We start from the raw sequence: 784 nt of genomic DNA, 5'->3' as shown, positions 1-784 counted from the left end.
TTATAAGGGTGGTATCCCAACGATGACTCCACCAAAGCTGGCGCCCTGGTTTCTAAGTCTCCCACCTATCCTGTACATATAATACCAAAATCCAATGTCAGCCTGCAGTAAAGCTCCACGGGGTCTTTCCGTCCTGTCGCGGGTAACCAGCATCTTCACTGGTACTACAATTTCACCGGATCTCTTGTTGAGACAGTGCCCAAATCGTTACGCCTTTCGTGCGGGTCGGAACTTACCCGACAAGGAATTTCGCTACCTTAGGACCGTTATAGTTACGGCCGCCGTTTACTGGGGCTTAAGTTCTATGCTTCGACTAATGTCTAACACTTCCCCTTAACCTTCCAGCACCGGGCAGGCGTCAGCCCCTATACTTCATCTTTCGATTTAGCAGAGACCTGTGTTTTTGATAAACAGTCGCTTGGGCCTATTCACTGCGGCCGGTTCATGCTCCAGATGTGCATCTTTCACATGCTCCGGCACCCCTTCTCCCTAAGTTACGGGGTTATTTTGCCGAGTTCCTTAACAAGAGTTCTTCCGCTCGTCTTAGGATTCTCTCCTCGCCTACCTGTGTCGGTTTGCGGTACGGGTACCTACTTGCTCGATAGAAGCTTTTCTCGACAGCATGGAGTCAGTTACTTCGCTACTTATTTTCACTCCCCATCACCTCTCAGGATTGTTTCCACGGATTTGCCTATGAAAACTCCCTACTGGCTTGGACGTACTCAACCAACGGTACGCTTAACCTATCCTTCTGTGTCACTCCATTTCTCAAACGCTTATAGGT

At 49.2% G+C, this 784-nt stretch carries 1 rRNA gene; it reads right to left on the bottom strand.

Annotation, left to right across the window (positions count from 1 at the left end):
• Window positions 1-784, bottom strand: a 23S ribosomal RNA gene (locus tag CLPU_RS16350); the annotation flags it as partial.

Source organism: Gottschalkia purinilytica (assembly GCF_001190785.1).
Lineage (GTDB): Bacteria > Bacillota > Clostridia > Tissierellales > Gottschalkiaceae > Gottschalkia_A > Gottschalkia_A purinilytica.
Note: the sequence above shows the minus strand (reverse complement) of the source record. Positions and strands in the feature narration are given on the sequence as shown.